The following is a 25,501-nucleotide window of genomic DNA, read 5'->3' as shown; positions in this document are numbered from 1 at the left end:
GGGCGTCCACCGGTCTACCGGACGCCCGCACACTCGCCACCATCGATCTTCCTCGCGTCTACCGCTACTGCTGCGCGGTCTGGCCTTTGTTCATCTGCGGCTGCGGCTGTGCCGGATCGGCCTGCGCCTGCGCCGGGTTGATCGCCGGTGCGGCTCCGCCAGAGGGCAGCGCGTCACCGCGCATGGAGGCACGGATCTGCTCGAGCTTGCTGTGGCCGGCCATCTGGATGCTGGCCTGCTGCACCTCGAGCATGCGCCCCTGCACCGAGTTCTGCGCCAGTTCGGCCGAACCGAGCGCGGTGGCGTAGCGGCGTTCGATCTTCTCGCGCACCGCGTCCAGGCTCGGGGTGGAGCCGGGCGCCGACAGTGTGGAGTCCATCTGCTGCAGCGAGGCGCTGACCTGCTCCTGCATCTTGGCCTGCTCGAGCTGGCTGAGCAGCTTGGTGCGCTCGGCGACCTTCTGCTGCAGCAGCATGGCGTTCTGCTCGACCGCCTTCTTGGCCTGCGAGGCGGCCTGCAGCGACTGGTCGTGGAGCACCTTCAGGTCTTCGACCGACTGCTCGGCGGTGACCAGCTGCGCCGCGAACGCCTCGGCGGCGTTGGTGTACTGGATCGCCTTCTCGGTGTCGCCCGCGGCGGTGGCCTGATCGGCCAGCATCACAGCCTGACGGGCATTGGCGTTGAGCTTTTCGACCTCGTCGAGCTGCCGGTTGAGCTTCATCTCCAGCTGACGCTGGTTGCCGATAACCGACGCGGCCTGCTGCGAGAGGGCCTGATGCTGACGCTGTGCTTCCTCGATAGCCTGCTGAATCTGGACCTTCGGATCCGCGTGCTCTTCGATCTTGGAATCGAAGAGGGCCATCATGTACTTCCAGGCCTTGACGAACGGATTAGCCATCGATTGATCCCGCCTCCATCTGCTGCGCCGCTGTGCGCGACTCCAGTGCGCGACCGTCACGCACCCGATATATGCCTATCCTCCACCATGTGGCGCCCGGTCCGGGCCAACCCCGCGAGGTCGGGGACCGGCTCGGACCGTTCGGCCACCTATGACGAATCTATCCGCTCATGCGGGTGCGCCGCAGCGTTGCCACGGCTCACCGCCGATTTCGGGCTCATGCGCTGCGCACCAGAACCAGGGTGTCCGAGCGCGGCGCGGGGATGACGATCCTGGTGTCGTCGTCGATATGCGGGCGGGCCACCGACATCGTGGCCGCTGCTGGCTCATGCTCGGCCGCGGTTTCGGCAGGTGCGGGCTCATGCCCGGCCCCGCCACCGACCGGCACGCCCTCGGCCGCACCCGGTCCTGCCGGCACCGGCACGGCGGCCTCGCGCACGTCATCCCTACCGGCCATGATCGTGCTCACGTCCCACAGCACCCGCGACAGCGGGACGTCGAGGGCCTCGCAGATCGCGGCCAGCAGCTCGCTGGAGGCCTCCTTGCGGCCCCGCTCGACCTCGGACAGATAGCCGAGACTCACCCGCGCGGAGGTGGACACCTCCCGCAGGGTTCGCTGCTGGGCGAGACGCGCACGCCGCAGACTGTCACCGATCGCTTCTCGCAGCAGCGTCATCTCGGTCTCCTAACTTCCTGTTTCCAGGCCGTCGGCGCGCATGCGCCGTTCTTTCTGGCACAACGTCTCGGCGCGTCCGGTTGGTTCCCGAACGAGGTATCTCGCCCGCGAACTCAGTCCGTTATCGCCGGCCCTCGCACACAGCGCAGGAGCTCGGCGACGGCGGTCCGGGTCGCACCGAGTCTGATGTTCCACCGGTCGCCGGACAGTTTCAACCGCATCACCTCGGTGTGCCCGGGGCCGGCCAAGCCGAGGAACACCGTGCCGACCGGGTAACCGCCCTGCTCATCCGGTCCGGCGACGCCGGTCAGGCCGACTCCCCAGTCGGCGCCGCAGCGGGTCCTGGCGCCGACGGCGAGCTGTTCGGCGGTGCTTGCGGCGACCGGACCTTCGGTGGCGAGCACGTCGGCACCTACACCTGCCAAGCTGTGTTTGAGGTCGGTGGCGTACACCACCAGTCCACCGCGCAGCACCACACTGGCACCGGGGACACCCGCGATGGTGGCGCTGAGCAGGCCCGCGGTCAGCGATTCGGCCGTGGCGACGGTCTGACCGGCCGCGGTGAGCGCGGCCACCAGCTCGGCGGCGGGTACGCCCGCGGTGAGCGGATCGTTCATGCGGCGCGGTTGCGGGCGGAGCCGGCGAACCAGACGCGCGCCGCCTGACCGACGTAATCGAGTCCGGTGGCCACGGTCAGCACCAGCGCCACCCACATCAGTGCCATCCCCGCGGTGGCGAACCCACCCGCGAGCGGCAGCACCAGGACCGCGATCGCCAGCGATTGCACCAGGGTCTTCAGCTTGCCGCCGCGTCCGGCGGGGATGACACCACGGCGCACCACGACCAACCGCAACAACGTCACACCGAGCTCACGGCCGCAGATGACGATCGTTATCCACCACGCCAGGTCGCCGAGCACGGACAACCCGATCAGGGCCGAGCCGATCAGCGCCTTGTCCGCTATGGGGTCGGCCAGCTTGCCGAAGTCGGTGACCAGACCGTATTTGCGGGCCAGTTGCCCGTCGAACCGGTCGGTGATGGCGGCGAGTCCGAACAGTGCGGCTGCGGTGACCCGCCACGCGGTGTCGTGACCACCTCCGGCGAACAGCGCGAGCACGAACAGCGGAACCAGCGCGATCCTGGCCATGGTCAGGACATTCGCGATGTTCAGCAGCGGAACGGCGGGCTCGGCCGGCGGGGCTACCAGGCCGGGGCGCAGCGGCGCCGGCCCGGACCAACCGCGATCCATTTCGTCGGGTTGCACGCTCATGGCCGCCTCTCGGTCCAGTCGCGCTGCCCGGCGCGATGCGTTGAGCGGTACGACTGGGTGTGCGGCACATCTCCAGACTATCGGTAGCGGCGCCGACTACTGTGCACCCCATGACCTCACGGGGACCACTGAGTGGTTCGACCAGCGACGCACCCGCCGCGGTGCCCGCCGATCCGGCAGACGCGGCACCGTTGAACACGTCCGCCACCGGATCGGCCGGCGCGCATGATCGTGTCCCGACCATGCGCCGCGCCCGAACCTCCGACGTCCCCGCGATCAAAGCCCTGGTGGACGTCTATTCGGGCCGGATCCTGCTGGAGAAGAATCTGGTCAACCTGTACGAGGCGGTACAGGAATTCTGGGTGGCCGAACTCGACGGCCGAGTGGTCGGCTGTGGTGCACTGCACGTGCTGTGGGCCGACCTGGGCGAAGTGCGCACCGTCGCGGTGCACCCGGATGTCAAGGGCCACGGTGTGGGCAAGCTCATCGTGCGGCGGCTGATCGAAGTGGCCAGGGAGCTGGAGCTGGGCCGGGTCTTCGTGCTGACCTTCGAGGTGGATTTCTTCTCCAGGCACGGGTTCGTCGAGATCGACGGGACACCGGTGACTGCCGAGGTGTACGCCGAGATGTGCCGCTCCTACGACACCGGTGTCGCCGAATTCCTCGACCTCAGCTACGTCAAGCCGAACACCCTCGGCAACACCCGGATGCTGCTCACCCTCTGAGCGGTCCTGCCCCGCCCTCGACAGAAAGCGATCGATCGTGCCGCTGTTCGCCGTCCACTACACCTACACCGCCGACACCGTGCCCGGCCGCGACGAGCATCGTCCCGTGCACCGCGGCTGGCTGTCCGATCGGCTCGCGGACGGCGCCCTGCTGACCAGCGGGCCCTATCCCGACGGTTCGGGCGCACTGCTGGTGTTCCGCGCCGATGATGAGTCGGCGTTGCAGGCGATGTTGGCGGAGGACCCGTTCGCCAGACAGAACCTGATCACCGACGTCCGAGTGAACGAGTGGCTGCCCATCTTCGGAGCAATGAGCGACGCGTGAACACCGGTGGCGCCGGACCGGCGCCACCGAGTTGCCGCTACTTTGCCGTCTGCCTGGTGCGGAGCAGGCTGGCCACGGTCGCCACCGCCAGGATCCCGATGATCACCGACAACGAGAACGCAGTGGAGATCTCCGGCACCGAAACGTGCTCACCGCCGTTGATGAACGGCAGCGTGTTCTCGTGCAGTGCGTGCAGCACCAGCTTCACACCGATGAACGCCAGGATCGCGGACAGGCCGTAGGACAGGTACACCAGCCGGTCGAGCAGGCCACCGATCAGGAAATACAGCTGACGCAGGCCCATCAGCGCGAACGCGTTCGCCACGAAGACGATGTAGGGCTGTTCGGTCAGGCCGTAGATGGCCGGAATCGAGTCGAGCGCGAAGAGCAGATCGGCGAAGCCGATGGCCAGCAGGGCCAGCAGCATCGGGGTGACCACGCGTCGGCCGTTGATCCTGGTGATCAGTTTGTCGCCGTCGTATTCGTCGGTGGTCGGCACCAGGCGTTTGGTCAGCGCGACGATGCGACTGTCGCGTTTCTCCTCCTCCTCGACCTCGTGACCGCTCTCCCGCAGCAGTTTGACCGCGGTGTAGACCAGGAACAGTCCGAACAGGTAGAAGACCCAGCTGAACGCGCTGATCGCGGCGGCGCCGACGGCGATGAAGACACCGCGCATCACCAGAGCCACCACGATGCCGATGAGCAGGACTTTCTGCTGGTAGATCCGTGGCACCGCGAAGGTCGACATGATGATCAGGAATATGAACAGGTTGTCCACCGAGAGCGCCTTCTCGGTGACGAAGCCGGCGTAATACTCACCCGCGAACGTCCCGCCCCACTTCCAGGCGATGAAACCGCCGAAGGCCAGCGCAAGGCCGATGTAGACCGCCGACCAGAAGCCGGACTCCCGGAAGGTCGGCTCGTGCGGCGTGCGTACGTGGGCGAAGAAATCGAAGACGAACAAGCCGAGGATCACCGCGATGGTGATCCCCCACTCCAGCGCGGTCACCTGCATGGTGCGCCCCTATCGACAGTGAGGATCATGGCGTCAATCATGCCCGATTTGCCCGATTCGCTCGGCTTGCGGGTTGGTTGCTCACCATGATTTCACATCGATCGGGCATCTCTGCCACTCCATGACAGCCGTCTCACCGCCCTGTTCTCGCAGACGACCGCATCGCGTCCGGTGCGTGGGCCATCGTGTCCGCAGTCGCGGCGATGCACTGACTGCCACCCCGTGAGGTCATCTCACCAGCTCGATCCCGCCTCGTCGGCACGCCGGTAGTCATGCACGACACCACCTCGACCCATCGTGCCGAACATATGGGTTGTCGGCCCCTCCGATTCTCATGAGCAAGCAGCAATTGATCGGAGCCGAAAAAGGCCTTTCTTGAACATTATTCGAGTGCTACCGTGATTCCTGTCATCGAAATCACCCACGTATCAACACTTCAGACGAAAGGCTCGAGCCATGAACGTGCAGCGCATTCATGAGCGGCAGTTGTGCCGACTCGGCGTAGCGCGCCGGCTCAGCGGATTCGCCATGCCCGAGGCCAGGATGTATGCCGATCGCCTCGCTCGCGCCCGGAGCGGCCCCTAGCTCGATCTTCACGATCCAGCAAGGGGTCATTCCAGGCGACAGCCAGGAATGGCCCCTTTTTCGTGTGCGCATAAATTGCACACGAATCAGCACGGCAGTATGCCCGAGCGGACGAAAGGGCCTGACTGTAAATCAGGTGCATTACGCCATCGGAGGTTCGAATCCTCCTGCTGCCACCAATTCCCGAATTCTCGATTAACCCCGAGTGCCACGACGCACTCGGCCCATGGCTCACGCAGGTTGCCGCCGGGCTCTCATAAGGCCCGGTCGCGTGGTTCGACTCCACGGTGAGCTTCGGCGGAGGTCACTCCTCGTCCGATCCCGCATGCCACAGCGGCAGTGCGGATCGGCCAGAGCAAACCTTCCGGACAAGACCGCGGACTCAGTCCTCCGACTCCTCGGGCGCCTCGCCCCCACCGCCGCGAATCGACCACAGCAGCCCTTCCAGCTCATCCGGCTTGACGAGAACATCGCGCGCCTTGGACCCCTCGCTCGGACCCACCACATTGCGCGTCTCCATCAGATCCATCAGCCGGCCTGCCTTGGCGAACCCGACCCGTAGCTTGCGTTGCAGCATCGAGGTGGACCCGAACTGTGACGTGACCACCAACTCCACCGCCTGCACGAACAGATCCAGGTCGTCGCCGATATCGGGATCGACGTCCTTCTTCTCCCCCGCCTTGGCCGCGGTCACGCCCTCGGTGTACTCGGGTTCGGCCTGGTTCTTGGTGAACTCGACGACGGCATGGATCTCTTCGTCGCTGATGTAGGCGCCCTGTAGACGGGTGGGCTTACCGGCACCCATGGGCAGGAACAGGCCGTCACCCATGCCGATGAGTTTCTCCGCCCCCGGCTGGTCCAGGATGACGCGCGAGTCGGTGAGCGACGAGGTCGCGAACGCCAGGCGGGACGGCACATTCGTCTTGATCAAGCCCGTCACCACATCGACCGACGGACGCTGAGTCGCCAGCACCAGATGGATGCCGGCGGCGCGCGCCTTCTGGGTGATGCGCACGATGGCGTCCTCGACGTCACGCGGCGCGGTCATCATCAGGTCGGCGAGCTCGTCCACAATGGCCAGGATGTAGGGGTACGGGCGGTAGACACGTTCGCTGCCCAGCGGCGCGGTGATCGCGCCCGACTTCACCTTCCTGTTGAAATCGTCGATATGGCGAACCTTGTTGGCCTGCATGTCCTGGTAGCGCTGCTCCATCTCCTCCACCAGCCAGGCCAGTGCGGCGGCCGCCTTCTTCGGCTGGGTGATGATGGGCGTGATCAGATGCGGAATGCCCTCGTAGGGGGTCAGTTCCACCATCTTCGGGTCGATCAGGATCATCCTGACCTCGTCCGGGGTGGCCCGTTGCAGCAGCGACACCAGCATCGAGTTCACGAAGCTCGACTTACCGGAACCGGTGGAGCCGGCCACCAGCAGATGCGGCATCTTGGCCAGGTTCGCCGAGAGGAACTCGCCCTCGATGTTCTTACCGAGTCCGATCACCAGCGGGTGATGGTCGTTGCGGGTGGAGGGCGCCTTGAGCACATCGGCCAGCCGCACCAGTTCTCGATCGGAGTTGGGTACCTCGATACCCACCGCGGATTTGCCCGGGATCGGTGCGAGCAGGCGCACATTCTCGGTGGCGACCGCATAGGCGATATTGCGGGCGAGTGCGGTGATCTTCTCGACCTTCACACCGGGTCCGAGCTCGACCTCGTACCGGGTGACCGTCGGTCCTCGCACGAATCCGGTGACCGCGGCATCGATCTTGAACTGCACCAGCACCTCGGTGATCGCCTCGATCATCGATTCGTTGGCGGCACTGCGCTTCTTGGGCGGTTCACCGTCGGTGAGCAGGTTCATCGGCGGCAGCGTGTAGTCGCCCTCGATGACCCGGTCGGTCACGAACTCCGGTTCCTTCGGCGGTGGCGGTGTCTGATCCACCGCCTTCGCCGGTTTCGGCTTGGGTTTCGGTTTCGGCGGGTCGGCCTGCGCCTGCTCGGCGATGGGTTTGGCGTCGCGCAGCGGCGGTTCGCCCAGCGCCTCGGTGACGGCGTCGGAACCGGCGAACTCGTCGGTCGGATAGTTCTCCGCCGGAGTCCGGCCCCGGCGACGGGAACCACCGCGCGAGAGCGGGAAGCCTTCGGCGTCATAACCCCCGCTCGCGAATTCGGGGTCGTAGTCGTCGTATTCGTCGCCACCACTGGCGGTGCCGAAGTAGTGCCGGAACAGTTCCGGCAGTTCACGCACAGTGATCCCGGTGACGAGCAGCAGGCCGAAGACGATGGCCAGCAACAGAATCGGTACCGACAACCAGGCCGTCAGCCCGTCGGTGAGCGGACCGCCGATCACGAACCCGACGAAGCCGGCGGCACGCGAACGCCCGTGCGCGTCGGTCGGGGCGCCCGCGGCGAGATGCCAGAGCCCGAGCAACGGCAGCCCGATGAGCAGACCGCCGAGCACCAGGCGCGGCCGGATCTCCGGATGCGGTTCGGTGCGCATCAGCACCAGCGCGATTCCCGCCGCAACGAACGGCAAGGCGGCCGAGGCCGACCCGGACACCGCGCGGATCGCGTCGTCGACGAAATGCCCGATCGGCCCGCCCGCCGAGAGCCAGACGGCGGCGGCGATCACTGCGCTGAGTGCGATCAGGCCGAGCGCGATACCGTCGCGCCGGTGGCCGTGCTCGATCTCGCCGGCCCGGCTCAGCGTGCGGGTGGTGGCGCCGAGACCACGCGCGAGCATGGTCCAGCCGCTGCTGATCCCGCGCCCGATGACGGCCAACGGTGCGGTATCGGATCGGCGCCGGGCCGGCCGGCGACCGGCGGCCCGGACCCGTCCGGCCGACGCGCGGCCGCGGGCCGCCGTGGTGCGCCCGCGTGCGGCGGAACCGGTGCGAGTCGCCGAACGAGATGGGTTGTTCGTAGCCGAACGCGAGGAGGCCGCAGTCGTCCGCCCCCGTGCCGATCCCGCCCGCGCCCGAGTCGTCGTGGTGCTGCGGGACTTACCTGCCATGGACTCAGGCTAGCCGTAAACGCACCATCAGGACCATCCGCAACACTGGTATCGCCTGTAACTAATACGGATGAGCGGGGCGAATGCCCAGGTGATGAGGTTTCATCATGCACCGGACTGCGGTGCGGGACACGCCGACACACCGCGCCTGCCGCGGCGCCGACAGCAGAAACCCGCCGGATGACGTCGTATCCGGCGGGTTTCAAGCGATGGTGTGCTGTTGTCAGACCCCGATGACGGTCGGCACGATCATCGGACGGCGCCGATAGGTATCGGCCACCCAGCGCCCGACCACCCGGCGCACGCCTTGGGCGATGCGGTGGGTGTCGGTGATGCCTTCCCCGGCCAAGCGCAGCAGCTCGGACTCGACCAGTTGCGCGGCATCCGCGAGTGCGGTCGGGTCGTCGGAGAACCCTCGACCGCTCACCTCCGGTGTGCTCACCGCCTTACCGGTGGTCTCGTCGATCGCGACGGTAATGGCGATGAAACCGCCCTCACCCAGGACGAGGCGGTCCGACAGGGTCGATTCGCCGACGTCGCCGACCGACAGGCCGTCGACGTAGACGTGACCGACCGGCACCCGGCCGACGATCGAGGCGATGCCGTCGACCAGATCGACCACCACACCGTCCTCGGCGAGAACCACGCGGTCCTCCGGAACGCCGGTGGCCACGGCGAGCGCCGCGTTGGCGCGTAGGTGCCGCCATTCGCCGTGCACGGGCATGGCATTGGTCGGCCGCACCGCGTTGTACAGGTAGAGCAGCTCGCCCGCGGACGCGTGGCCGGAGACGTGCACCTTCGCGCTCTGCTGGGTGATCACCGAGGCGCCGAGCCGGGCCAGACCGTTGACCACGGCGAAGACCGAGTTCTCGTTGCCGGGGATCAGCGAGGAGGCAAGCACCACGAGATCGTCGGCCCTGATGTTGATCTGGCGGTGATCGCCGCGCGCCATCCGCGACAGCGCCGACAGCGGTTCGCCCTGCGAACCGGTCGAGATCAGCACAAGCTTGTCGCTGGGCAGGGTCGCGGCCTGATCGAGCTCGACGACGAGGCCGTCGGGCACCGTCAGATAGCCGAGATCCTGCGCGATCTGCATATTGCGGACCATGGAGCGTCCGACGAAACAGATCCGGCGCCCGTACTTCTGGGCGACGTCGACGACCTGCTGGATGCGGTGCACGTGGCTGGCGAAGGAGGCAACGATCACCCGGCCCTTGGCCTTGCCGATCACCGTGTCGAGCACCCCGCCGATCTCGCGTTCGGGGGTGACGAAGCCGGGAACTTCGGCGTTGGTGGAGTCGACGAGGAACAGGTCGACGCCCTCGTCGCCGAGCCGGGAGAACCCGGCGAGGTCGGTGAGCCTGCCATCGAGCGGCAGCTGGTCGAGCTTGATGTCACCGGTGTGCAGTGCGACGCCGGCGGGGGTGCGGATGGCGACGGCGATGGCGTCCGGAATCGAGTGGTTGACCGCGAAATATTCGCAGCCGAACGGCCCGTGCGTGGTGTGCTGCCCCTCGGTGACCTCCACCAGCTTCGGATGCTGGCGGTGTTCACGGCATTTCGCCGCGACCAGCGCGAGGGTGAACTTCGATCCGACAACCGGGATGTCTGGGCGCAACCGCAGCAGGAACGGCACGGCACCGATGTGGTCCTCGTGGCCGTGGGTGAGCACGACCGCGACCACATCGTCCATCCGATCCTCGATCGGGCGGAAGTCGGGCAGGATCAGGTCGACGCCGGGCTGCTGATCTTCGGGGAACAGCACGCCACAGTCGACGATGAGCAGCTTGCCGCCGTATTCGAAGACGGTCATGTTGCGGCCGATCTCGCCGATACCGCCGAGCGCGAAGACCCGAAGGCCGTTTCGCGGCGCCTTCGGCGGTGTGCCGAGACGGTCTTGCGGCGCGAGGGCAGCGCGCGGATCCGGTTGCGGGGCGGACTGATCGCCGCGGCCACGACCACCCTGGCGGGACCGCCCCTGGCGGCGCGGACGGTCGGACTGACCACCGCGAGATTCGGCGGGCGCAGCCGATTTCGCCGGCGCGGCGGCTTTCGCGGCCGTCTTCTTCTCGGGTGCCGCGGCGGCGGGCTGCTCGGCCTCGCTCGGCGCGGAAGGCGTTGCGCCGGCAGGCTTTTCCTGCTCGGGCGCGGGCTGCGGCGGGCGTGGCTCGGCGGGGCCGGCACTGCGGCTGGCGGAGCGGCGAGGGCGACGGCCTAGCGGGGCCGTCATCCGAGCACCCCGGCGGCCCGGAGGTCGGCGCTGAGCAGATCGACCTGATCGGGACCGGGCATGAGCTGCGGCAATCGCGGCTCACCGACATCGACACCGAGCAGGCGCAGGCCCGCCTTGGACATCGCGACACCGCCGAGGCGCGCCATCGCAGCGTTCAACGGCACCAGGCCGGCATTGATCTCGCGGGCGCGCACCACGTCACCGGAGGTGTATGCCTCCACGAGCTCGCGCAGTCGTTCCGGCACGAGATGTCCGATAACACTGATGAATCCGGTCGCACCGACCGACAGCCACGGCAGGTTGAGCGTGTCGTCGCCGGAGTAGAAGTCCAGGCCGCTGGTGGCAATGAGTTCGGCGCCGGCATTGAGATCGCCCTTGGCGTCCTTGACCGCGACGATGCGCGGATGCTCGGCCAGGCGGCGGATGGTGTCGGAGGCGATCGGAACGATCGAACGCGGCGGAATGTCGTAGAGCGTCACCGGCAGATCGGTGGCATCGGCGACCGCGGTGAAATGCGCGATCAAGCCTTCCTGGGTGGGCCGCGAGTAGTACGGCGTGACGACCAGCAAACCGTGAGCACCCGCCCGCTGCGCGTTGCGCGCGAGCTCCACCGAATGCGCGGTGTCATAGGTGCCCGCACCGGCGATCACGGTGGCGCGGGAGCCGACGGCGTCGACAACGGCGCGCAGCAGATCGGCCTTCTCCGACTCGGTGGTGGTCGGCGATTCACCGGTGGTGCCGGAGATCGCGAGCAGATCGACACCGCGGTCGACCAGGCGAGCCGCCAGTGCGACGCCGGCGTCGACGTCGAGCTTGCCCTCGGCACTGAAAGGGGTCACCATCGCGACGCCGACCGTGCCGGAGGCACGCAGTCGGGTCGGATCGCCAGCGCTGCCCGGCCCTTGGTGGTTACGCATGCTGCCGCCTCCGGGCCTGCGCCTCGCACCGCGGTGTCGGCGTCGATTCACCGTTCGTCATGGTCAGAAAGGCTACCCGGTCCGGGACACACCCTCGACACCCTCGTCGCCGTTCGGAGACGCGTGGCACATGATACCCGTCTCATAGCGTCGCTGTGACGCCAAAATCTTCCTTGAATGACATCAGATATGACGTCACACTGGTGTCATGGATCTGGACAAATACACCGCCCGTTTGCGCGCGGATCTGGTCGCCGCGGCGGCCCTCGGCGATGAGAAGACCCAGGCCACGGCCGCCGCTCTGGCCGCGGCCGTGGAGAGTTCGCAGCGACTGGTGCTGCTGTCGGCCCTGTCCGATATGGCCACCGAGGTCGGCGCCGCGCTCGGAGACCGCACCGTGCACGTGTCGATGGACGGCACCGACGCCACCGTCGATGTGCGCAAAAACCCCGCCGCCGAGTCCGAGCACCCGACCATCGAGGACATGACAGGCGACATCAGCCGGGTCACCCTACGTCTGGTTGAGCAGGTGAAGGCCCGCGCCGAGGAGGCCGCGGCACAAAGTGGGCAATCGCTGAACTCATGGATGTCGGGCGTGGTCTCGGGCGCGCTGCGAGACCAGATGCGTGGTTACGGCGGATATGGCAGCAGCCCCAAACGCGATACCGGCAGCTCCGCCCGCGATACCGGCAGTTCCTCGCGCGACACCGACAACCCCGCCTGAGCTCGAGCCGATCGGCAAAGGGACGCCTACCGCGCGGCGGCCTCGGCGCACGAAGCACTTGCTTGCCTGGCTTCAGCTCGCGGCGCGCAGTATCGGCATGAGGTCTCCACGATCGCCCAGGACGATGTCGTCGAGTTCCAGCCAGTCGGCCATCTCCCGCAGCGCGACCGACAACGCCTGCGCTGTCCGTGTGTCGCTGTGGCCGGGCTCGGCAAACGCGGCCGGGACCCGCAGCCGGCCGGTGCCGCGTTCGGCGCGCAGATCTACCCGCCCAACGAGCTCGCCATCCAGCAGGAAGGGGAAGACGTAGTACCCGTGCACCCGCTTGTGTTCGGGGGTGTAGATCTCGATCCGATAATGGAAGTCGAAGATCCGTTCGGTGCGGGCGCGGAAGAAGATCAGCGGGTCGAACGGGCACAGCAGGGCGGCGCCGTCGATCTTGCGCGGCGTCACCGCGCCCGAACGCACGTAGGCGGGTGCGCCCCACTCGGCGACGTCGACCGGGACCAGTTCGCCCGCATCGACGAGTTCGGCGATGGCGGGCCGGGTCTGCGCGCTGGCCAGCCGGTAGTAGTCACGCAGATCCGGTTCGGTGGCGACCCCCAGTGCGGTCGCAGCACGCAGCACCAGTTCCCGTAGGGCCTCGGCCTCGGGCACCGACCGGCCGAACACATCGGCGGGCAGTACCCGCTCGGCCAGGTCGTAGTGCCGAGTGAAGCCGACTCGACGCCCCACCGAAAGCTCACCGGCGGCAAAGAGTTGTTCGCAGATCATCTTGGTGTCACTGAGGTTCCACCAGGACCCCGGCGGGCGCGGTTTGTCCAGCTCCAGATGACGTTCCACGTCTCCGGCACTCGCCGCACCGACTTCGGCGATGACATCGAGGATGTCTTTGCCGAGCGTCGGATTGCGCTCGAGCACCGCCCGCGCGCCACCCCATCGGCCCTGCCGATAACGCTCCATGCGCCAACGCATCAACGGCCAGTCTTCGACCGGGATCAGGGCCGCCTCGTGCGCCCAGTACTCCACCAGCGCCCGCGGACGCCGGGTTCCGGTATGCCAAGTGGCCTCGTCGAGAAGCGCGCGATCATAGACGCCGATCCGGCTGAAGACCGGCGCGTAATGCGCACGCACCACTGCGGAGACTGAATCCAATTGCAGCAGTTGGGTTCTGCCCAGCACGCCGAGAAGCGTTCGCCGTGTCGCCTTCGCCGGCCTCGGCCGACCGAAACCTTGCGCCGCCAGCACCGTCCGCCGCGCCGCCGCCGCACTCATCGTCCGCATACCCGCACTGTGCCACGGAGGTACGACAGGTCCTGATCCGGTGTATTCGCCGGCACCGTCGCCAGGATGCGCACGATCTCCGAGCCCGTCAGGTGGAGACGGTCACCTCACCCGCCACGTCGATCTCGGTGCGTCGATCCTGATCCGGCGCGTTGGCGAGGACGGTCGCGAGGATGCGACGGCCGGTCGGCAGGATGCGCACGGTCACCGAGCCCGCGTTGGCCGCATCCAGCTCCCTGGTGGCGGCCTCGATGACCCGGCGCCGCGCCGAACGCGCCACCCCGTCGAAGCCACCGTCGTCGAGCAACACCACCTCGACCCCGCGCGAACGCGCACCCCGTGCGGCGCTGTTGAGTTCGTCGGTGGCGAGTTGAGGTGCGCGCAGGCCGTCACGCAGCTCGGCCTCGAGCAGCCGGCATTGTTCGCGTTCGAACGGAGTGAGTTCGACACCGTCGGCGATGCGTTCCAGGATCGGCCGCGCCACCTTGTCCAGCCGGGCGAGCTGACGGTCACGTTCACCGTTCTCGGCGGCCATGGTGGCCTCGGCGGCCGCACGCATGGTCGCCTCCTCACGCAGTAGCCGCAGGGAACGCTGGGTGGGTCGCATGATCAGCACGCACACCGACACCCCCGCAACGGTGGCCACCGGCACGATCGAGCCCACGATCACCCCCGCCGACAAGCCGGCGACCGCACCGACGACCGCGACCACGACGGCCACGCCCGCGACACCGAGCCAGGCCGCGCCCATCCGGCCGCGCAGCGCCAGCACCGCGAGCACATACGACGAGGCGAACGCGGTCCACACCTGGCTGGAGGCGTACTCCTGGATGTCGAAGGTGGTCAACGCCGTGGCCAATGGGCCTGCGATCACGATGTAGGTGGTGGCGAGCCATGGCAGCGGATCCACCGGGATCATCAGCACCAGCACACCGGAGACCACCAGCAGCACCATCGCGGCGGTGGCGGGCACGACCGAGGCCTCGGTGAAGTTGCGCACCATGTACAGCACGATGGTCAGCTCCAGGATGGCGAGGAACAGCCAGCCCGCGGCGCCGCGCAGGCCGAGTAGATCGCGCAATCCGAAGTCCGTACTCGTCTCAGCCATCGCCACCCCACACCAATGTCACCGTCGTACCATGGCCCGGTTGGGATTCCACGAATCCGGCGCCGCCCGCGAGCTGGCGCATCCGGCCGAGGATGCTGACCGAGATACCGAGCCGGTCCACCGGCACCAGGTTCTGATCGAATCCGGCACCGTCGTCGCGCATTTCGGTACGGATACCACCGGCGCTGACCGTCACGGTGACGGTGCGATGCACTTCCCGGCCCGGCACCGTGGCATGGCGCAAACTGTTGCGCGCGGCCTCGGCCAGGGCGGCAGCGATCGTGCTCGCGGCGGTCACCGGCAGGCGCAGGTCGTCGAACCCGGCGGTGCGCCGTGCGGTGAACTCGATCCCAGGGTTCACCTCGTGCACCGCCGAACGCAGAAAGCCGATGGCCGACTGCGCGTCCAGATGGTCGGGATCGGTGCTGCCCGCGCGCGATTCGTCGAGTTGTTCCAGGGTGCGCTCGGCCTGTCGGCGCAGCACTGGCGATTCGGTGCCGCCGCGGGAGGCATCCAGCAGTGTCGATAGCACCGCATCGTGAATCAGCGCGGCGAACCGGGCGCGCTCCCGGTCGCGGGCCGCGGCGCCCGCCACGGCGGCGGCTTGGCTGCCCGCGACTTCCGACTCCAGGTCGACCCGGACACCGGCGGCCCTGGCGTAGACCACGCACCACAGGAACAACGCACACAGCCCGGCCGCCCGCGCGAAGTCGCCCGCCGTCGCCAAGGGCGAAACATCGGGCACCACGAACAGATTCACCACGGCAGACAGTGCCGATCCGACCAACAGGTAGCCGATGGCCGGCCCCGTCGGCCATGCCAGCGCGGCTGCGAGCACACCGAGGGCGAGCACGCGATAGACCCAGACCGAGCCGATGGCATCGGTGGGCTGGGAGTAGGCCAGCATGATCACCACCATGGCCGCCAGGAAGCTGATCGCGGCGGCGCCACTGACCCGGCGAATGGTTCTGGGCCGCGCACCGATCGAGACGAACGCCAGCACCGGGAAAACGCCGAAGGCCAAGAGGACCGCGCTGATCGTCCAGCTCAGAGCGATATCTCGGCTCTGATCGGCGATCTCGGGCAGTTCGACCAGCGCGGCGATCACCCCGGCCAGGCCGACGACCAGGCCGAATCGGCGCAGGATGCGTTCGGAGGCGCCGTCGGCAGCCGTATCACGCGACGCCGCGGCCAGCCCGCGCCCCCATCGGGTCGCACGAACTCGGTCGAGCGGGGTGGCGGGCGTGGTCGGTGCGGTGTCCAGCAAGCCGGACGCGATCACGGGCGAGGATGCCGCTCGGGGACCGGCAGCCATCCGTCCTCCACCGCACGCTTGTACAGATCCGTCTTGGTCGGGGCGGGCCGACCAGCGTCGGAGTACTTCTGCCGGATCCGGCCCAAATAGTCGTTGACGGTCTGTTCCGACAACCCGGTCAGCCGGGCCACCCGCGACGCCTTTTCCCCGGACGCGTAGAGGGTGAGCACTTCTTCCTGGCGCGGGCTCAACCCGACGCTGGACAACTGGGGGTCGCCATCGATGGCGGCGGCCCAGTCGGTGGTGACGACCTGCTCACCGGAGGCGGCTCGGCGCACCGCGGCGACCACGGTCGGCACATCCTCGGATTTGCGTACCACCCCGAGCACTCCGGCGCGAGCGGCCGAACGCACCAGGAAGGCATTATCCGCGCCAGTGAACACCAGCACTTCCATGCCGCGCTCACGCAATGCGCGCACGTTGTCCTCGGGGGTGGATCCGTCGGCCAGCCGCAGATCCAGTACCACCAGATCGACCGGATCGGCTACCGCGGGATCGGCGAGCAGTTCGGCCACCGTGCCCGCCGTCGCCACCAGGTCGAGATCGGGATGCGGAGCGAGCATCGCCGCCAGGCCGATCGCGACCGACTCATGGTCTTCGACCAGCCCTATTCGGCGTGGTGTGCTCTCGACCGTTTCGGCCCACGTCACCTCGACAACTCCCATCCGAGCAACTCGGTCCACCGCGGACCGCACATTGGTTCTGTGAGAAGTATGCCTGCCGAACCGTCGCGTGGTCAGCCACCAATAATCGGGGGCGGGTCAGGGCGCCAAGCCGGCCGCGACCGTCGCACCGAGTTCCCAGCATGCGTCGAGATCGCCCTTGGTCGGTTTGCCCGACACCACCACGTAGTCGGCGGCCCGCACCCATCCCAGCCCGGTGGTGATGGAGGTGACGCCCCTCTCGGCCCCCTCGGTGCCCTCGTTGCCGTGGAAGTACGCCCCGAACGGCCGTCCGCGGGTCGAGTCGAGGCAGGGGTAGTAGATGACATCGAAGGCGTGTTTGAGGGCGCCGCTCATGTATCCGAGGTTGGCCGGGGTGCCGAGCAGATACCCGTCCGCTTCCAGCACGTCGGTGGGCGACACCGCGAGCGCTGCCCGGCGCACGACCTCAACGCCTTCGATCTCCGGGTCGGTCGCGCCGGACATCACCGCCTCGAACATCGCCTGCATGAACGGTGACGGTGTGTGGTGGACGATCAGCAGTCGCGGCACGTCGACGAGGGTATCCCGGGGCAGCCGCTACCCGCGCTGCTCGCGTTCGTGTTTCTCGAGCTCCACCGCGCGGCGCATGGTGGCCCTGGCCCGGCCGCGGTCGCCGGCATAGTCATAGGCGCGGGCCAGCCGGTAGGAGACCCGCCAGTTGTCGGGATCGGCGTCCCATTCCTGTTTGACCTTCAGAAACAGCTCGTCTGCGGCGGCGCGCTCGATCCGTCCCGATGGCCGCCGCGGCAGCTGCGACACATCCAGTTCCAGGTCTTCGTCGTGGATGCGTCGGGCCAGATGTTGATGCGCGAGTGCGGCGCGCACGGTGGCGTACACCATCCACACGCCGAGCAACGGCAGGATCAGCACCCCGATCCCGATGGCGACGGCGGCACCGCCACCGTCGCCGATCAGGCTGATCGCGATCCGGCCGAGCATCAGGAAGTAGAAGACAAGCACGAGCACCAGCACCGCCACCATGGCGACGACCTTGACGACATCCCGGCTCGGTCCCGCACCCTCCGGTTCGACCGGATCCTCGGCGCTCACAGGTCGAGCAGCGGATCGAGTCCGACGGTGAGTCCGGGGCGGTCGGCGATACGACGCACGCCCAGCAGCACACCGGGGGCGAAGGACGACCGGTCGATCGAGTCGTGCCGGATGGTCAGCGTTTCCCCTTGTGTGCCGAACAGCACCTCCTGATGCGCGACGAGGCCCGCCAGGCGCACCGAATGCACTCGCACACCGTCGACGTCGGCGCCGCGCGCACCCTCGAGCTCGGTGCTGGTGGCGTCGGGGCTGCGGCCGACGCCCGCCTTGTCCCTGGCCTCGGCGATCAACCCTGCGGTGCGGTAGGCGGTGCCCGACGGCGCATCGGCCTTGTTCGGGTGGTGCAGCTCGATGACCTCGACCGATTCGAAGAAGCGCGCCGCCTGCTCGGCGAACCGCATCGACAGCACCGCACCGATCGCGAAGTTCGGCGCGATCAGCACACCGACGTGCGGCCTGGCCGCCAACCAGCCGCGCACTTCGTCGAGGCGGGCGGCGTCGAAGCCGGTGGTGCCCACGACGGCGTGGATGCCGTGTTCGACGAGGAACTTCAGATTGCCCATCACCACGTCGGGGTGGGTGAAGTCGACTACGACCTGGGTTCCGGTCTCCAGGAACTTCTCCAGGGCGTCGTCCTTGTCGACGGCCGCGACCAGCTCCAGATCGGCGGCGGCCTCGACCGCCGCGCAGATCGCCTGTCCGACCTTGCCCTGCGCGCCGAGCACACCCACCCGAATCGGTGCGGTCACGATTGGTCTCCCTACTTCTCGTCCAGCTCTTGTCCGCCGAGCCTAACGTTCCGCTGCGGCGTGGTCGGCGCGCCCACCTGCGGGCCCGGTCACAGTCGCCCGATGCTGCGGTGTCGCAATCGAAATCGGGGGTTGGCAGCGTCGCGGAACAGCCGTTAATGTGATCTCTTGTGACGGTGCTCCCGTTGGCCGCCTTGTACCGAGCCCGGGGTCGGGATCGTCACTACTCGAGGAGAAATTCCCCTGTCAGTACAGTTCAATCACACCATTGTCGGATGCAAGGACAATCGGGTATCCGCCGAATTCTGGGCGGACATTCTGGGTGTGGACATCGGAGCCGAATGGGGTCCGTTCATTCCGGTCGCCACCGGTAATGGCGTCACCTTCGATTTCGCCAACGTGCCACCCCATATCGGCGATATCCAGCCCCAGCACTATGCGTTCCTTGTGTCGGACGCCGAGTTCGATGCGGCCTACGACAAGATCCGGCGCTACAAGCTGGAGTACTGGGCCGATCCGCGTCAACAGGACGCCGGGCAGATCAACCACAACGACGGCGGCCGGGGGATCTACTTCCTCGACCCCAGTGGGCACTACATGGAGCTGATCACCGTCCCGTACGGCGGCTGGCCGCAGTAGCGATCGGGGCCGGGGTACGACCCGGCCCCTTCGTACACCCGTCGCGGAACAGCACCACGGCAGCAACAGTTCGATCATCGGGCACAGCCACACCGCAATGGAATGGATACCGCATGGGCACCGACATCATCGCCGCCGTCGAAGAATTGCACACCGACCTGGCCACCTGGCTCGGCTCGGACGCGCCCGATTCGGTTTTCGATCGATTCGCCGCCGCACAACACGAAGCATTTTCGATGGTGAGCACTACCGGGGAAACCGTGCGGCGAAACGAATTGATGGCCAGGCTTCGTGGTGCGCGAAATGCGCTTCCCGGACTGCGCATCGACATCACCGAACTCGAACAACTCACGGAGGAATCCGGAATAATAGTGGTGCGATTCCTGGAATCACACCACCACGCCGGACAGATATCGCGCCGCCGCGTGAGCGCGGTGCTGGTATCGCCGGACGGACAACCCGGCGTGCAGTGGCTGACCGTCCACGAAACCGCGGTCGCCCCGGACTGATCGGCCGCGGCCCTCGCCGGGGATCAGGCCCTCGCCCTTACCATCCCGCCACCTCGGCTCAGAGCTCGCCCGGGCTCAGACCGTCGCTTCGGCACGTCCGCGCCGGGCACCGAGACCGGCCGCGATCAGGCAGGCCACCGCCACCGCACCAACGAACCACGGGAACACCGTGCTCAAACCCCATGTTGTGGCAGCCCAGCCCGCCACAACGGTGGGCAGTGCCATCGCAGAGTAGGCCAGCAAGTAGTACGCCGACATGGTCTCGCCACGCTTGTGCTGTGGCACGACATTCGACAGATGTCGCAACGATCCACCGAAACCTAGACCGAAGGTGACGCCGAGCGCCAGGCCGATACCGATGACCGCGACCCAGTTGTGCGTGCCGAGGGCAGGCACCGTCAGCAGCAATGCGATCGCCATCCCGATATCGCCGATGATCGCCGCCGCCCGCGCGGGCACCCCTGTGGCGAACAGTTGTGCCAGTGCCGCAGACAAGGCGGTAGAAGCGACCACCACACCGCCGAACACCAGATTGTGGATACCGGTCTGTTGGGCAGCAAGCGAGGGATACAGCGACAGCAGCACACCGAGCACCGACCATGCCGCCATCACACCGATCGCGGAGAACCAGAAATCACCGCGGATCTCCTGCGGCACTGCGGGCTTGGCGATCCGGATCCGACCCGCCACCCGCGCGGCGTGCGGTTCCCGCAACGCCAGGACACCGACGCCGATGATCAAGCAGACCACGCTGATCACGACATACGGCGTGCGCAGCGGATTCGGGGCGTACTGCGCGAGCAGCGCCGAACCCAGAATCGCCACCGCCATACCGACATTGAATGCGACACCGGTGAGCTGACCGGACCGGGCGCCGCGGTGTGGACGCAGATCCAGCAGCGCCGCCGCGCCCGCGACCACGGTCGCCCCCACCGCAAATCCGTGCAGGGCTCGCGCCAGCAACAGCATCGGCACGGTATCGGCCAGCATGAACACCACCAGCCCGACGATCATCGTGGCGAACGCACCCAGCAGCACCGGCTTGCGCCCGACGACATCGGAGATCCGACCCGAGACCAGCACCGCTCCCAGCGCAGCGACCGCATAGACGGCGAACACGATGGTGGTGGTCAGTGGCGACAGATGCCATTCCCGCTCGTAGATGCCGTACAGCGGCGCGGGCACACCCGACACCCCGAGCGCGACACCACTGGCGGCCAGCACCAGAGCGTACGCCCACGACTGCGATGTGCGCTCCTGGCCGGGCACTGCCGTTGTCGCTGCCATCGAAACCCCGATCAGGTAAGTTTGATAATGATCGAACCAAATCGTTACCCTAGCGCACGGTACGACGATCATCAAACCCCCGAGTGAGGTAGGTCATGACGGACACCACAGCGGTCACCGGCACCGAGGTCCACCCCGTGGCCGCGCTTCCCGTTGTGCTCGGCGCGCTGCAGGATCCCGTGCGCCTGGAGATGGTGCGCCGGCTCAGCAATGCGGGCACCGCGGTGCGCTGCGGTGCGCTCTACGACGTGATCAACAAGTCGACCGCCACCCATCACTTCAAGATCCTGCGCGAAGCAGGCGTCATCGAACGCCTGGTCGTCGACGGCCAGACCTGCCAGCGGCTACGCACCGACGCCCTCGACGACGCACTGCCGGGCCTGCTGGTTTCGGTTGTCGATGCCGCCAACCGAGCGCAGCGCGCCTGAGCGGATCTACCCGACCACCGGGTGGCTGCCGGCCGGCGCGCGCAGATCGCGGACCGTCGCCCGCCACGACCCGGACCGCGCATCGAGGTCGATGACGCTCATCGCGACCTCAGCGCCGGAGAGCGCGACACCGCTGCCCGGCGCTCGGCCGGTGACTGCGAATACCGGCCCTCGGCCGTCACCGGAGATTCTGTCGGACTCTGCGGCATCGAACAGCACCACTGATGAGTCGACGGCAGTCGAGGACGATCGCTACCGCTCGCCACCCACCCGCAGGCACGGCCGGAATCAGTCGGCTACGAGCCTGCGGACCGCCGCGGGTAGGTCACGCGTGCGCCGGTACGGGCCCGCCACCGAGGCGGCGAAGGGCCTGGCCAGCAGTGTTCGGGCGATATCGCTGACTTCCTCGGTGGTGACGGCGTCGATGCGGGCCAGGGTCTCGGAAACGCTGCGGTGGTTGCCGTAACTGAGTTCGCTGCGGCCGATGCGGTTCATCCGCGAGGCGGAATCTTCCAGTCCGAGTACCAGTCCCCCACGCAGCGAGCCCTTGGCGCGGGCACATTCGGCGTCGGTGATGCCGTCCTCGGCGACCTCTTCCAGGACGCCGCGGGCCAGGGCAGCAACCTCGGCCAGGTTCTCCGGCTGGCAGCCGATGTACACCGAGAACGCCCCGGTATCGGCGAAGGTGTCCACACTGGAATACACCGAGTACGCCAGGCCGCGTTCTTCCCGGATGCGTTGGAACAGCCGCGAACTCAACCCACCGCCGACGACGGTGTTGAGCACCGACAGCGGCCAGCGACGCTCACCCTCATGCCTGCCGAAGGCACGCACACCGAACACCAGGTGCGCTTGTTCGCTGTCTCGGTAGCTCCATTGCAGCTGGGGTGCGGTCCGCACTCGAAACCGGCCCTCGCGACGGGGCACCGGCGCAACAGTCGGATCGAGGCGGTCGGCGAACGCGCGATGCACCAGTTCCACGGTGTGCTCGTGCTCCACATTGCCCGCCACCGCGACCACCATCCGGTCCGGCCGGTAGCGGCGCTGATGGAAGGAACGCAGCTGGTTGGCGCGCATCCCCTCGATGGACTCGACCGAGCCGATCACCGGGCGTCCGATCGGGTGATCGCCGAACAGCGCGGTCAAGAACGCATCGCCGACCAGGTCTTCGGGGTCGTCGTCGCGCATGGCGATCTCTTCGAGCACCACCTGTCGTTCGACGTCCACGTCGACCGACCGGCACAGCCCGTTGAGCACCACGTCCGAGACCAGCTCCACCGCCAGCGGCAGATCCTCGTCCAAGACGTGGGCGTAGTAGCAGGTCTGTTCCTTGGCGGTGAACGCGTTGAGCTCACCGCCGACCGCGTCCATCGCCTCCGCGATATCGAGCGCGCTGCGGGTCGGGGTGGCCTTGAACAGCAGATGTTCGAGGAAGTGCGCGGCCCCGGCGACGGTCGGTCCCTCATCGCGGGAACCGACCCCGACCCACACACCGATCGATGCCGAACGCACGCCGGGAAGGTGTTCGGTCACCACCCGCAATCCACCCGGCAACACCGTGCGCCGAACTCCGGTCTCGGTCGCCGTCTCCGTTTTGCTCACCCGCCAATCCAGCGACAAACCCCCCTGCCCGTTGAAGAGCAAGGGGGTTGCCGAGTTCTGCTTCGTCACACCGTCAAGTACTACTCGCCCGAGGGCGCATCCGCATCGGCGGAGGGCTCGTCGGCGTTCTCCTCGACCGGGATCAGCGAGATCTTGCCGCGGTTGTCGATATCGGCGATCTCGACGCGCAGCTTGTCGCCGACGTTGACCACGTCTTCGACCTTGGCCACGCGCTTACCGTTGCCCAGCTTGGAGATGTGCACCAGACCGTCGCGACCCGGAAGCAGCGAGACGAACGCGCCGAAGGCGGTGGTCTTGACGACCGTGCCGAGGAAGCGCTCGCCCACCTTGGGCAACTGCGGGTTGGCGATGGCGTTGATCTGGTCGATCGCGGCCTGCGCCGACGGGCCGTCGGTCGCGCCGACGAACACGGTGCCGTCGTCCTCGATGGAGATGTTGGCGCCGGTCTCCTCGGTGATCTGGTTGATCACCTTGCCCTTGGGCCCGATCACCTCGCCGATCTTGTCGACCGGGATCTTGATCGCGGTGACGCGCGGAGCGTACGGGCTCATCTCGTCCGGGGTCGCGATGGCCTCGGCCATCACGTCCAGGATGGTGTTGCGGGCGTCGTGCGCCTGGCTCAGCGCGCCGGCGAGCACCTTGGAGGGAATGCCGTCCAGCTTGGTGTCCAGCTGCAGCGCGGTGACGAACTCGCGGGTACCGGCGACCTTGAAGTCCATGTCACCGAAGGCGTCTTCGGCGCCGAGGATGTCGGTCAGCGCGACATAGCGGACCTCGTCCTCACCCTTGTCGTTGGTGACGGTGTCCGACACCAGACCCATGGCGATACCGGCGACCGGCGCCTTGAGCGGCACACCGGCGTTCAGCAGCGACAGGGTCGAGGCACACACCGAACCCATCGAGGTGGAGCCGTTGGAGCTCAGCGCCTCCGAGACCTGACGGATGGCGTAGGGGAACTCTTCCTGGCTGGGCAGCACCGGCATCAGGGCGCGCTCGGCGAGGGCGCCGTGGCCGATCTCGCGCCGCTTCGGCGAGCCGACGCGGCCGGTCTCACCGGTGGAGAACGGCGGGAAGTTGTAGTGGTGCATGTAGCGCTTGCTGGTCTCGGGGCCAAGCGAGTCGACCTGCTGGGCCATCTTGACCATGTCGAGGGTGGTGACACCGAGAATCTGGGTCTCACCGCGCTCGAACAGCGCCGAACCGTGCGCACGCGGCACCACGGCGACCTCGGCGGACAGGGCGCGGATATCGGCGAGGCCGCGGCCGTCGATGCGGAAACCGTCGGTGAGGATGCGCTGACGCACCAGCTTCTTGGTGACCGAGCGGAACGCCGCGCCGAGCTCCTTCTCGCGGCCAACGAAGTCCTCGCCAAGGCGCGAGAGCACATCGAGCTTGATCTCGTCGATCTTCGCCTCGCGCTCCTGCTTGTCGGCGATGCTCAGGGCCTCGTTCAGTTCACGCTTGGAGGTGCCCTCCACGGCCTCGAACACATCGGCCTCGTACGGCGGGAACAGGGGGAACTCACCGGTCGGCTTGGCGGCCAGCTCGGCGAGGTCGGCCTGGGCGCGGCACAGGCGAGCGATGAACGGCTTGGCCGCCTCGAGGCCCTCGGCGACGATGGCCTCGGTCGGTGCCTGCGCGCCATCGGCGACCAGTTCGATGACCTTGTCGGTGGCCTCGGCCTCGACCATCATGATGGCGACGTCACCGGACTCGACCACGCGGCCCGCGACGACCATGTCGAATACGGCACCTTCGAGCTGCTCCACGGTCGGGAACGCGACCCACTGGCCCTCGATCAGGGCGACACGCACACCACCGACCGGGCCGGAGAACGGCAGGCCCGCGATCTGGGTGGATGCCGAGGCCGCGTTGATCGCGACGACGTCGTAGAGATCCTTCGGGTCCAGGCTCATCACCGTGACCACGACCTGGATCTCGTTGCGCAGGCCGTCGACGAACGACGGGCGCAGCGGCCGGTCGATCAGGCGGCAGGTGAGGATCGCGTCGGTGGAGGGGCGGCCCTCGCGGCGGAAGAACGAACCGGGGATGCGGCCAGCGGCGTACATCCGCTCCTCGACGTCGACCGTCAGCGGGAAGAAGTCGAACTGGTCCTTGGGGTGCTTACCGGCGGTAGTAGCCGACAGCAGCATGGTCTCGTCGTCGAGGTAGGCGACGACCGAACCGGCGGCCTGACGCGCCAGGCGGCCGGTCTCGAAGCGGATGGTGCGGGTGCCGTAGCTCCCGTTGTCGATCAGCGCGACGGATTCGAAGACTCCGGGCTCGACCTCGACGGCCGAGGTGTTCGCGCGTTCGGTGGTTTCGGACATTTCTCTTCTCTCAACCTCTCGTCTCGCCGGACCCGGCGCCCATCGGCGCGATCCGGCTATGTCAGCCATACCTGGCAGGGCACGCGGCAGCCCTCCT

General features: G+C 67.6%; 25 protein-coding genes and 1 tRNA gene. 7 read left to right on the top strand and 19 right to left on the bottom strand.

Annotated elements, in window-relative coordinates; all coding sequences use genetic code 11:
• Positions 1-64: 64 nt before the first annotated feature.
• The 4 genes from pspA to pgsA form a co-directional block, all read right to left on the bottom strand.
• On the bottom strand, positions 65-898 hold the full coding sequence (gene pspA, locus GV792_RS07355; protein WP_163822976.1) for a phage shock protein PspA: 834 nt from the start codon (positions 896-898) through the stop codon (positions 65-67).
• 217 nt (positions 899-1,115) lie between these two features.
• Positions 1,116-1,574 (bottom strand): helix-turn-helix domain-containing protein, encoded by a 459-nt coding sequence (locus GV792_RS07350; protein WP_163822975.1) that lies wholly within the window; start codon positions 1,572-1,574, stop codon positions 1,116-1,118.
• Positions 1,575-1,687: 113 nt separating this feature from the next.
• A complete protein-coding gene (locus GV792_RS07345) occupies positions 1,688-2,191 on the bottom strand; it encodes a CinA family protein (RefSeq protein WP_163822974.1) in 504 nt (167 codons plus the stop codon).
• Positions 2,188-2,844, bottom strand: coding sequence for a CDP-diacylglycerol--glycerol-3-phosphate 3-phosphatidyltransferase (gene pgsA / locus GV792_RS07340; protein ID WP_256667992.1), 657 nt, complete (start codon positions 2,842-2,844; stop codon positions 2,188-2,190). The genes GV792_RS07345 and pgsA overlap by 4 nt, the downstream gene beginning before the upstream one ends.
• A gap of 242 nt (positions 2,845-3,086) precedes the next feature.
• On the opposite strand from pgsA, the gene GV792_RS07335 reads away from it, so the two are divergent.
• Both GV792_RS07335 and GV792_RS07330 read left to right on the top strand, forming a co-directional pair.
• Entirely contained in the window at positions 3,087-3,569 is a 483-nt protein-coding gene (locus GV792_RS07335) for an amino-acid N-acetyltransferase (RefSeq protein ID WP_163823225.1), read from the top strand.
• Positions 3,570-3,606: 37 nt separating this feature from the next.
• On the top strand, positions 3,607-3,894 hold the full coding sequence (locus GV792_RS07330; RefSeq protein ID WP_163822973.1) for a YciI family protein: 288 nt from the start codon (positions 3,607-3,609) through the stop codon (positions 3,892-3,894).
• Positions 3,895-3,931: 37 nt separating this feature from the next.
• Here GV792_RS07330 and GV792_RS07325 read toward each other — a convergent pair whose 3' ends face one another.
• Positions 3,932-4,909: a TerC family protein gene (locus GV792_RS07325; RefSeq protein WP_163822972.1), complete on the bottom strand. Its 978-nt coding sequence runs from the start codon at positions 4,907-4,909 to the stop codon at positions 3,932-3,934.
• Between the two features lie 678 nt (positions 4,910-5,587).
• On the opposite strand from GV792_RS07325, the gene GV792_RS07320 reads away from it, so the two are divergent.
• A tRNA-Tyr gene (locus GV792_RS07320) sits at positions 5,588-5,673 on the top strand.
• A gap of 203 nt (positions 5,674-5,876) precedes the next feature.
• Here the strand turns inward: GV792_RS07320 and GV792_RS07315 are convergent.
• The 3 genes from GV792_RS07315 to dapA form a co-directional block, all read right to left on the bottom strand.
• Positions 5,877-8,504 carry a DNA translocase FtsK gene (locus tag GV792_RS07315; protein WP_163822971.1) on the bottom strand — a complete coding sequence of 876 codons (2,628 nt, stop codon included), beginning with the start codon at positions 8,502-8,504 and terminating at the stop codon, positions 5,877-5,879.
• 223 nt (positions 8,505-8,727) lie between these two features.
• Entirely contained in the window at positions 8,728-10,734 is a 2,007-nt protein-coding gene (locus GV792_RS07310) for a ribonuclease J (protein WP_163822970.1), read from the bottom strand.
• On the bottom strand, positions 10,731-11,654 hold the full coding sequence (gene dapA / locus GV792_RS07305; RefSeq protein WP_163822969.1) for a 4-hydroxy-tetrahydrodipicolinate synthase: 924 nt from the start codon (positions 11,652-11,654) through the stop codon (positions 10,731-10,733). The genes GV792_RS07310 and dapA overlap by 4 nt, the downstream gene beginning before the upstream one ends.
• A 208-nt stretch (positions 11,655-11,862) precedes the next feature.
• On the opposite strand from dapA, the gene GV792_RS07300 reads away from it, so the two are divergent.
• Positions 11,863-12,378, top strand: coding sequence for a hypothetical protein (locus tag GV792_RS07300; RefSeq protein WP_163822968.1), 516 nt, complete (start codon positions 11,863-11,865; stop codon positions 12,376-12,378).
• Between the two features lie 72 nt (positions 12,379-12,450).
• Here the strand turns inward: GV792_RS07300 and GV792_RS07295 are convergent, their stop codons facing one another.
• The 7 genes from GV792_RS07295 to dapB all read right to left on the bottom strand — a co-directional run bounded on the left by GV792_RS07295 (position 12,451) and on the right by dapB (position 18,588).
• Complete coding sequence (locus tag GV792_RS07295; protein WP_163822967.1) at positions 12,451-13,662, bottom strand: winged helix-turn-helix domain-containing protein; 1,212 nt, start codon at positions 13,660-13,662, stop codon at positions 12,451-12,453.
• An 88-nt stretch (positions 13,663-13,750) separates the two neighbouring features.
• Positions 13,751-14,770, bottom strand: coding sequence for a hypothetical protein (locus tag GV792_RS07290; RefSeq protein WP_175583326.1), 1,020 nt, complete (start codon positions 14,768-14,770; stop codon positions 13,751-13,753).
• Positions 14,763-16,085: an ATP-binding protein gene (locus GV792_RS07285; protein ID WP_175584050.1), complete on the bottom strand. Its 1,323-nt coding sequence runs from the start codon at positions 16,083-16,085 to the stop codon at positions 14,763-14,765. Before GV792_RS07285 ends, GV792_RS07290 begins: the two co-directional genes overlap by 8 nt.
• Positions 16,049-16,750 (bottom strand): response regulator transcription factor, encoded by a 702-nt coding sequence (locus GV792_RS07280; RefSeq protein WP_163823221.1) that lies wholly within the window; start codon positions 16,748-16,750, stop codon positions 16,049-16,051. The genes GV792_RS07285 and GV792_RS07280 overlap by 37 nt, the downstream gene beginning before the upstream one ends.
• Positions 16,751-16,846: 96 nt before the next feature.
• Positions 16,847-17,299 carry a flavodoxin family protein gene (locus GV792_RS07275; protein ID WP_175582949.1) on the bottom strand — a complete coding sequence of 151 codons (453 nt, stop codon included), beginning with the start codon at positions 17,297-17,299 and terminating at the stop codon, positions 16,847-16,849.
• Positions 17,300-17,326: 27 nt separating this feature from the next.
• Complete coding sequence (locus tag GV792_RS07270; RefSeq protein WP_163823217.1) at positions 17,327-17,770, bottom strand: hypothetical protein; 444 nt, start codon at positions 17,768-17,770, stop codon at positions 17,327-17,329.
• 65 nt (positions 17,771-17,835) lie between these two features.
• Positions 17,836-18,588, bottom strand: coding sequence for a 4-hydroxy-tetrahydrodipicolinate reductase (dapB, locus tag GV792_RS07265; RefSeq protein ID WP_163822965.1), 753 nt, complete (start codon positions 18,586-18,588; stop codon positions 17,836-17,838).
• 243 nt (positions 18,589-18,831) lie between these two features.
• On the opposite strand from dapB, the gene GV792_RS07260 reads away from it, so the two are divergent.
• Together GV792_RS07260 and GV792_RS07255 are read left to right on the top strand one after the other, a co-directional pair.
• Positions 18,832-19,227: a VOC family protein gene (locus GV792_RS07260; protein ID WP_163823215.1), complete on the top strand. Its 396-nt coding sequence runs from the start codon at positions 18,832-18,834 to the stop codon at positions 19,225-19,227.
• Positions 19,228-19,340: 113 nt separating this feature from the next.
• Positions 19,341-19,736, top strand: a complete 396-nt coding sequence (locus GV792_RS07255) for a hypothetical protein (RefSeq protein ID WP_163822964.1) — start codon at positions 19,341-19,343, stop codon at positions 19,734-19,736.
• 75 nt (positions 19,737-19,811) lie between these two features.
• Here the strand turns inward: GV792_RS07255 and GV792_RS07250 are convergent, their stop codons facing one another.
• A complete protein-coding gene (locus tag GV792_RS07250; protein WP_163822963.1) occupies positions 19,812-21,023 on the bottom strand; it encodes an MFS transporter in 1,212 nt (403 codons plus the stop codon).
• 95 nt (positions 21,024-21,118) lie between these two features.
• Here GV792_RS07250 and GV792_RS07245 point away from each other — a divergent pair, with 95 nt between their 5' ends.
• Positions 21,119-21,451 carry an ArsR/SmtB family transcription factor gene (locus GV792_RS07245; protein WP_163822962.1) on the top strand — a complete coding sequence of 111 codons (333 nt, stop codon included), beginning with the start codon at positions 21,119-21,121 and terminating at the stop codon, positions 21,449-21,451.
• Between the two features lie 6 nt (positions 21,452-21,457).
• Here the strand turns inward: GV792_RS07245 and GV792_RS07240 are convergent, their stop codons facing one another.
• The 3 genes from GV792_RS07240 to GV792_RS07230 all read right to left on the bottom strand — a co-directional run bounded on the left by GV792_RS07240 (position 21,458) and on the right by GV792_RS07230 (position 25,404).
• Positions 21,458-21,670 (bottom strand): hypothetical protein, encoded by a 213-nt coding sequence (locus GV792_RS07240; RefSeq protein ID WP_163822961.1) that lies wholly within the window; start codon positions 21,668-21,670, stop codon positions 21,458-21,460.
• A gap of 69 nt (positions 21,671-21,739) precedes the next feature.
• Entirely contained in the window at positions 21,740-23,053 is a 1,314-nt protein-coding gene (locus tag GV792_RS07235) for a M16 family metallopeptidase (protein WP_175582947.1), read from the bottom strand.
• 80 nt (positions 23,054-23,133) lie between these two features.
• Positions 23,134-25,404 (bottom strand): polyribonucleotide nucleotidyltransferase, encoded by a 2,271-nt coding sequence (locus GV792_RS07230; protein ID WP_163822960.1) that lies wholly within the window; start codon positions 25,402-25,404, stop codon positions 23,134-23,136.
• Positions 25,405-25,501: the final 97 nt, after the last annotated feature.

This window comes from Nocardia cyriacigeorgica (assembly GCF_010868145.1).
GTDB classification, from domain to species: domain Bacteria; phylum Actinomycetota; class Actinomycetes; order Mycobacteriales; family Mycobacteriaceae; genus Nocardia; species Nocardia cyriacigeorgica_D.
This window is presented reverse-complemented; position numbering and strand designations above follow the sequence as displayed.